We start from the raw sequence: 7,312 nt of genomic DNA, 5'->3' as shown, positions 1-7,312 counted from the left end.
TGCTGTCCAGCCTGTCTATGGGACGTGAACTGAGTCCGCTGATTATATGGTCAAGGGTGATTCTGTGCTCGATAACGCCGTAGTATATGGCCGAGCACAGCTTCCTGCCCCTTTCGTCAAGGTCTGATGTCTTCAGACCGCTGTCAAGCTGCAAATTCGAATAGCTACTGCTGACGAATGTTTTGTCGAGAAGCTTTACAGCAAGATATCGGGGATCTGTCATTATCTTCTTCTTACTGAAAGGAGAAGCCTGAGAAGCTGGATCATAGAAGATACAAGACTTGCAACATAGGTAAGAGCTGCTGCCTTGAGTACCTTCTGTGCATGAGGCACCTCAGCCATTTCGAGTATACCGTCGCGTTCAAGAGTCTTGAGCGCTCTGTCGCTGGCATTGAATTCGCATGGAAGCGTAACAATCTGGAAAACGACAACTGCCGCAAACATTGCGATGGAAAGATATATAAGAGGTGTACCTATCGTAAGGCTACTCAGTATACAACCAATAATAAGAACGAGGTACCAGAAACGTGAGCAGATATTGGTTATCGGAACAAGCTTTGTTCTGAGCAGGATAGGACCGTAGTTCTCAGCGTGCTGACAGGCATGACCGCACTCGTGTGCCGCAACTCCGATAGCTGCAACAGATGTCTGTCCATAGACTGCATCGGAAAGCCTTACCACATTTGCCTTAGGATCAAAGTGATCGCTGAGAGCTCCTGAGATATGCTCTATCCTAATGTTGTGAAGTCCGTTGGAATCAAGTATCATTCTTGCCACCTGATCTGCCGTAAGACCTCTTGAATTGTTTACCTTGCTGTATTTGCTGAAAGTGGCTTTTACATTTATCTGCGCTATCAGCGGGATAATAATCATTGCAAGGAATAAAAGCAGGTATTTGCCGTAGTCTCCGCCTGATGAACGGTAACCGTAATAGCTGCCGTAATCCATCAAAGCAGCAACTGCTAAACTCATTGTATACATTATTTTTCCTCCTTATGCGAGTATCTCTCCCTCTGTGAGCTTTTTGCCCCTGAGGAAGTCCTCTGTGTTCATTCGTTTTTTGCCCTCAGGCTGTACTTCGCGGAATATAACCGCGCGTCCGTCGCCGCATTTGACGGCGAACCTCTTTGTATCAACAACAGCACCGTTGCTGGCGTTGTAATTGTCCTCAGCTATCTCAGACCTGAATACCTTAAGACGCTTGCCCTCCAGCATTGCAAAGCCTGTTACTCCGCGTATGATATTGTGTACCTCAGCGGCTGTTTTACTGAAATCGAGAGCGCTCATCTCCTTTTTTATCATGGGAGAATAGCAGCTCAGGCTGTCATCCTGCACCTCGGGACTGAGTGTGCCCTTTTCCAGCGCATCTATGGTCTCAGCAAGCACCTCGCCGCCCATAGCAGAAAGCCTTGCGTAGAGCTCCTCAAAGGTCTCGTTCTCGCCGATATACGTTTTTTTCTTTATGAGCATATCGCCTGTGTCGAGCCCCTCGCTCATCTGCATCGAGGTCACTCCCGTCTCTTTTTCCCCGTTCAGGAGCACCCAGTTTATAGGAGCAGCTCCCCTGTACTTGGGCAGGAGCGATGCATGGATATTTATACAACCGTATTTAGGCAACTCCAATATCTCCTTTGGAAGTATCTGTCCGTAAGCCGTTACAACTATCAGCTCCGGAGCAGCCTCCCTGAGTATCCTCATTGCCTCATCAGCTTCCTCTCCCTTTCTGAGAGAGAGAGGCTGATATACCGGTATGCCATACTCAAGCGCCGCAGCCTTTACGGGAGTCGGTATAAGCTTATAACCTCTGCCCTTTGGCTTGTCAGGCTGTGTGAACACCGCTGCCACCTCATGTCCGCTCTCTGCAAGAGTACGCAGACAGGGTACTGCAAATTCGGGTGTTCCCATAAAAATTATTTTCATTTCTTAGTCTCCTCGGGTACGAAGAATTCTTCAACTATCTCCGTAAATACATGACCGTCAAGGTGGTCGTTCTCATGACAGGTACACTGAGCGCCCAGGTCTGTGAAATCGCGCTCGAACCAGTTGCCGTTCCTGTCCTGAGCCTTAAGGCGGCATTTTGCCGGGCGTGTTACATAGCCCCATACATTAGGGCATGAAAGGCACCCCTCCTGTACTCTCTGCTTGCCCTCTATGCTTATCACCTCGGGATTTATCGCCTCGATAATATCCTCTTCGCTGAGATGCATGATAAAAAGCCTGCGGCATACACCTATCTGAGGAGCGGCAAGTCCCACTCCCTCAGCCTTGTTCAGGGTCTCATGCATATCGTCAAGTAGCTGTGCCAGCTTCTCATCAAACTTCTCCACAGGCTTGCATACCTTGTGGAGTATCTCATCCTTATCGGTCAATATTCTTCTTAAAGCCATTTTACCATATCCTTCTTTATACGCCCACATCGCCGTTTATATCGACATACAGGGCTATGTTTTTCATCTCTTTAAGCTTTGACGCACCTGTGAGCACTCCGCTTATGAAGCCTCTCATCTCGGCGTTGTTCTTGCATTTCATGATTATCCTGTAGCGGTACTTACCGTTTATCCTGCCATAGGAACAGCGCACCGGCCCCAGCACCCGCACTGGAGTTTTCGGCTGGAGTTCCCTGAGTTTTCCGTTCATGAACCTCAGTACAGCTTCTGCGCCGAGCCTTGCGGATATGTCCTCATTCCCTGAAAAGCAGAATATGCACATATCGCACAGCGGCGGGAATATCATTGCACGGCGTATGGCTATCTCCTCATTGTAGAAGCCCTTGTAGTCCTGAGCCGCGGCAAGGTTCATGATGTAGTGCTCTGGGATAAAAGTCTGGAGTATGGCGCGTCCACTGCGTTCACCGCGCCCTCCACGTCCAACCACCTGAGTGATAAGGGAGAAGGTCCGCTCATAGCTGCGGAAATCCCCTGTATACAGAGCTTTATCCACGGAAAGGACTCCCACCAGCGTTACGTTTGGGAAATCAAGTCCCTTTCCTATCATCTGAGTGCCTATCATTATATCGTATCTGCCCTCCCGAAAATCCGTGAAGCTCTTCTCATAGGAATAACGAGAAAAGGTGGTATCCGCGTCCATGCGGAGAATTCGCGCCTCCGGAAAGAAGGTTGAAAGCTCCTCCTCCAGCTTCTGCGTACCGAAGCCCATATTTTTCAGACGCTTCGAGCCGCAGGACGGACAGGTCTCAACAGGCTCACTGACGTAGCCGCAGTAATGGCACATCAGCTTGTTGTTCTTCTTGTGGTAGGTCAGAGGTACCGAACAGTTTGGACAATACACAGGCTGATAACAGTCGCAGCAGCTTATTATGGTATGATAGCCGCGCCTATTGAGCAGCAGTATGGACTGCTCACCGCTTTTCAGGTTAGCGCTTATCTCCTCAGCCAGTTTTCGGCTGAATTCAGTACGGTTGCCTTCCTCGCGCTCGAGGTTCATATCTATGATACTTACCTCTGGGAGCGGTGCATTCTGATATCTTTCCTTCATTTCGAGAAGCCTGTAGGCTCCCCTTTCGGCAAGATAATAGCTCTCGATAGAAGGCGTTGCCGAAGCTAGCAACAGTGACGCACCGTGATGAGCACAGCGCTGCTTTGCAATATCATGTGTATGATACCGCGGTGAACTGTCCGACTTGTAGGAACGCTCGCCCTCCTCATCTATTATAATGAGTCCTATATTACTGAGCGGTGCAAACACAGCACTCCTCGTACCAATTACGATATCCGCGTCGCCCCGTTTTATTCTCTTGTATTCGTCAAGCCTCTGTCCGAGAGAGAGACCGCTGTGTATGACAGCTACTCTTTCGCCAAACAGCGAGCGAAAACGCTTTAGAGTCTGGGGAGTAAGACCTATTTCCGGTATGAGCAGCATCGCCTGTCTGCCCATTTTAACCGTATCGTCTATTAGCTTCTCAAACACGGAAGTCTTGCCGCTGCCTGTAACTCCGTGAAGCAGAAATACCGCCGGTTTTCTTTCATTCAGCTGTGCAACGACGGTGTCTCTTGCACTCTGCTGCTCAGCCGAAAGGACTATATCCTCAGGGCTTCTCTCATCGCCTTCTTCTCCCTGGACTTTCCTGAGCACCTCCGCCTCATACTCCTCAGCCGCACCATTTGCGCAAAGGCGCTTGATGACAGATTCGGTGATACCGCACATATATGCAGCTTCACGCACAGATGCTGCACCGTATTCCTCAAGGAAATCCGCCGCTTTCTTCTGCTTGGGAGTAAGGTCGAAACTCTCGGGAGAACTTAAATACTTATCTGAAAGACGGACCATTCTCACGGCTGCGTCGCCTACCGTCTGCCTGAAGACGTTGTCCGATTCAAGGGCGCCTGCGTCGCAGAGCTCGTCTGAGAGCCGCCTTCCGTTTTCTATGATATGCTCCTCAATAAGCCTGTTCAGCTCTCTGATGTCAGCAGCACATGAAAGCGTTTGCAATAGTTCCGCTGCCGCAGGGCTGAGAGATGCAGTATCCGTGAAATTCTTAACAATCCTGAACGTTTCTTTTGCACTTACACTCATTGCAGGTGGAAGCATACACTTCACTGCGTCAAAGAAAGTGCAGAAGGTATTCTCGCGCAGATAAAAGGCAAGTATCAGAAGCTCTCCGGATATGACCGGTTCCTCATCCACAAGAGACACAAGGGATTTAAGTCCGTCGGTGCTTCCCTCTGTAAGCTTCATAACAACACCTATTCTGCGCATATTGCCCTTTCCGAAGGGAACCAGCACCCGACAGCCGCAGGCAATTTTTGCCGCAAGTCTCCCGGGAACAGCATAGCTGAACAGCATATCAAAGGAATAGGCTGTTCCACTGACTGCGGTCTCCGCGATAAGGGGCATTATTCGTTGTTCTGCGGAGCTGAGCTGACTATCTTGCACTTGCCGCTGGCAAGTTCCTCAACAGCAGTCTTTACAGGCTTCTCTTCGAGAGTCTCACCCTTGTCGTAAAGCTCCTCCGAGATTTGTCTTGCTCTCTTCGCAACAGCGATTACGAGTGAATAACAGCTCTCGTTCTTTGTGATGATCTGATTTACTGCAGGTCTAAGCATTTTTCAACACCTCTTCTATAATATCTCCCGAGCAGTTCACTCTAAGCTGTTCTCCGCGTATTACAGCAAAGAAATCGCTTATTGCGTCCTCAAGGGCGTCATTGACTATAACATAATCGTATTTCGCAGCCTGAGATATCTCCCACGCAGCCTTGGAAACACGTTCTTCTATTACCTCGTCTGCCTCAGTGCCGCGCTTTTTCAATCTGCGGCGAAGCTCTCCTATCGAAGGCGGAACTATGAATATGAACACAGCATCGGGACGCTTTTCTCGTATCTTCATTGCGCCCTGAGGCTCTATTTCAAGTATAACGTTAAGTCCCTGTTCAAGCCTTCCATCCACCTCACTAACGAGGGTACCGTAAAAGTTCTGGCAGTACTCCGCGTATTCGATAAACTTACCGTCGGCAATGCGCTGTTCGAAGTCCTCGCGGGTGAGAAAGTGGTAATTCACACCGTCCTTCTCTCCTTCACGAGGAGCTCTTGTGGTAGCAGATACCGACACGGCAAAGCGCTCGTCCTTCAATATCTCCTCCAGCATGGTGCCCTTTCCGCAACCCGAGGGTGCGGAAAAAACTATCAGTCTGCCCTTATTCATTTTCTTCCGAACCTCCAGAACCATTTATTCTTGCAGCAAGAGTTTCCGTGATAAGGGACGAGAGTATGATATGACCACTGTCCATTACCAGAACCGCTCTTGTTTTTCTTCCATAAGTAGCGTCTATAGCTTTTCCGTCGTCACGGGCTTCCTGTACCAGTCTCTTTATGGGAGCTGACTCAGGGCTCACTATAGTCACTATCCTCTCGGCGGAGACCATATTTCCGTAACCTATATTTATCAGCTTCATGGCATTACTCGATATTCTGTATCTGCTCGCGGATCTTCTCAATCTCAGCCTTCATGTCCACAACGACCTTTGTGACGTTGAGATCCTGAGCTTTTGAGCCGATAGTATTGACCTCACGATTCATTTCCTGCACTATGAAATCCAGCTTTCTGCCCACTGCGTCATCGCCTGCCAGCATGTTCTCAAGCTGTGATATATGACTTCTCAGGCGCACAGTTTCCTCATCAACAGCGATCTTCTCCGCGAATATCGCAGCCTCGGTGAGTACTCTCTGCTCGTCTATATCCCTGCCTTCAAGGACCTCGGTGAGCTTCTTGTACAGCCTGTTCCTGTAATTCTCCACTGTCTTCGGCGAGAGCTCCTCCACTTTTGCAACCATAGCAAGTATGCCCTCAGCCTTGTCGGTTATATCAGCCTTTAAACGTTCGCCCTCGATCTGACGCATTTCGACGAATTTCCTGATAGCCTCCTGTGCTACCTTTGAAACGTCCTCCCAGACCTGTTCCTCATCGTCTGGAGTTTTCTGTATATTGAAGATATCCGGAAGTTTCATCAGCTTTGAAAGTGTAATATCATCCTCTACATCGAGGTCCCCTGCAATGCTTCTAAGGGCGTTCACATAACCCTCTGCCGCACCCTTATTTACAGCGATCTCAGTATCCTTTCCCTCGATGTTGTTGATAGTGACTGCTATCTCAACCTTGCCCCTGGATATGCCTGTCTTTAGCAGTGCCTTGAGCTTTTCATCGATATAGCTGTAAGTTCTCGGAACTCTTGAAGAATACTCATAATATCTATGGTTAACGGAGCGTATCTCAACAAGGATATCTCTTCCGTTCAATATCTGCTGGGCTCTTCCATAGCCGGTCATACTTCTTAGCACCTTATCGCCTGCTTTCCTCTAATTAAATTAAATATATTTTTTCGCATAAATATGCTATTATAATATTATAACATCTTATGTACGAAAATGCAAGCATTTTCTGAAAATATTGGGCAGCTTCACTGCTCCGGAGTACAAAAAGCTGCACGGCTTAGCCGCGCAGCTTTAATAGTATTATTTACCACTAATTACTTAGTAGGATCAAGAGATGAGATCTTGTGGAGGAGGAACTCCTGGATGCGGAGAGCATCGTTAGCGGTGATTCCTGCACTGCCTGTATCTACATCTGCATTTGCCTGACCCTGAGCTGTGATAGCCTTAGCGTCTGTACCGCCGAGGCCATACTTGTTCGGGTTAGCAAGTGACTGCATGATAAGAACAGCATCTGACATATCTACATCGCCGTCGCAGTTAGAGTCGCCCCACTTAGTAACAGAAGCAGAAGTACCGCCGTCAGTTGTGGTTGAAGTAGTTGTTGTGTCCTTAGTTGTAGTCGAAGTTGTAGTTGTGTCCTTAGT

9 protein-coding genes and 1 pseudogene are annotated in these 7,312 nt (G+C 48.6%); all 10 read right to left on the bottom strand.

Annotated features, from left to right (window positions below):
* The coding region (locus J6U00_RS05845) for a transcription antitermination factor NusB (RefSeq protein WP_296580107.1) at positions 1–223 on the bottom strand (223 nt) is incomplete at its 3' end.
* Positions 223–981, bottom strand: a complete 759-nt coding sequence (locus J6U00_RS05840) for a zinc metallopeptidase (protein ID WP_296580105.1) — start codon at positions 979–981, stop codon at positions 223–225. The genes J6U00_RS05845 and J6U00_RS05840, both read right to left, overlap by 1 nt.
* 12 nt (positions 982–993) lie before the next feature.
* Positions 994–1,920 carry a methionyl-tRNA formyltransferase gene (fmt, locus tag J6U00_RS05835; RefSeq protein ID WP_296580103.1) on the bottom strand — a complete coding sequence of 309 codons (927 nt, stop codon included), beginning with the start codon at positions 1,918–1,920 and terminating at the stop codon, positions 994–996.
* On the bottom strand, positions 1,917–2,387 hold the full coding sequence (gene def, locus J6U00_RS05830; RefSeq protein WP_296580101.1) for a peptide deformylase: 471 nt from the start codon (positions 2,385–2,387) through the stop codon (positions 1,917–1,919). Before def ends, fmt begins: the two co-directional genes overlap by 4 nt.
* Positions 2,388–2,403: 16 nt before the next feature.
* On the bottom strand, positions 2,404–4,854 hold the full coding sequence (gene priA, locus J6U00_RS05825; RefSeq protein ID WP_296580099.1) for a primosomal protein N': 2,451 nt from the start codon (positions 4,852–4,854) through the stop codon (positions 2,404–2,406).
* Positions 4,854–5,063 carry a DNA-directed RNA polymerase subunit omega gene (rpoZ, locus tag J6U00_RS05820; RefSeq protein ID WP_295079369.1) on the bottom strand — a complete coding sequence of 70 codons (210 nt, stop codon included), beginning with the start codon at positions 5,061–5,063 and terminating at the stop codon, positions 4,854–4,856. The genes priA and rpoZ overlap by 1 nt, the downstream gene beginning before the upstream one ends.
* Positions 5,056–5,661 carry a guanylate kinase gene (gene gmk / locus J6U00_RS05815; protein ID WP_296580097.1) on the bottom strand — a complete coding sequence of 202 codons (606 nt, stop codon included), beginning with the start codon at positions 5,659–5,661 and terminating at the stop codon, positions 5,056–5,058. Before gmk ends, rpoZ begins: the two co-directional genes overlap by 8 nt.
* Positions 5,654–5,911 carry a DUF370 domain-containing protein gene (locus tag J6U00_RS05810; protein WP_296580095.1) on the bottom strand — a complete coding sequence of 86 codons (258 nt, stop codon included), beginning with the start codon at positions 5,909–5,911 and terminating at the stop codon, positions 5,654–5,656. The genes gmk and J6U00_RS05810 overlap by 8 nt, the downstream gene beginning before the upstream one ends.
* Positions 5,912–5,915: 4 nt before the next feature.
* Complete coding sequence (locus J6U00_RS05805; RefSeq protein WP_296580093.1) at positions 5,916–6,794, bottom strand: YicC/YloC family endoribonuclease; 879 nt, start codon at positions 6,792–6,794, stop codon at positions 5,916–5,918.
* Positions 6,795–6,982: 188 nt separating this feature from the next.
* A pseudogene (locus J6U00_RS05800) lies at positions 6,983–7,312 on the bottom strand (dockerin type I domain-containing protein); the annotation flags it as partial.

The sequence above is a fragment of the Ruminococcus sp. genome (assembly GCF_017650195.1).
Taxonomy (GTDB): Bacteria; Bacillota; Clostridia; order Oscillospirales; family Ruminococcaceae; genus Ruminococcus.
Note: the sequence above shows the minus strand (reverse complement) of the source record. Positions and strands in the feature narration are given on the sequence as shown.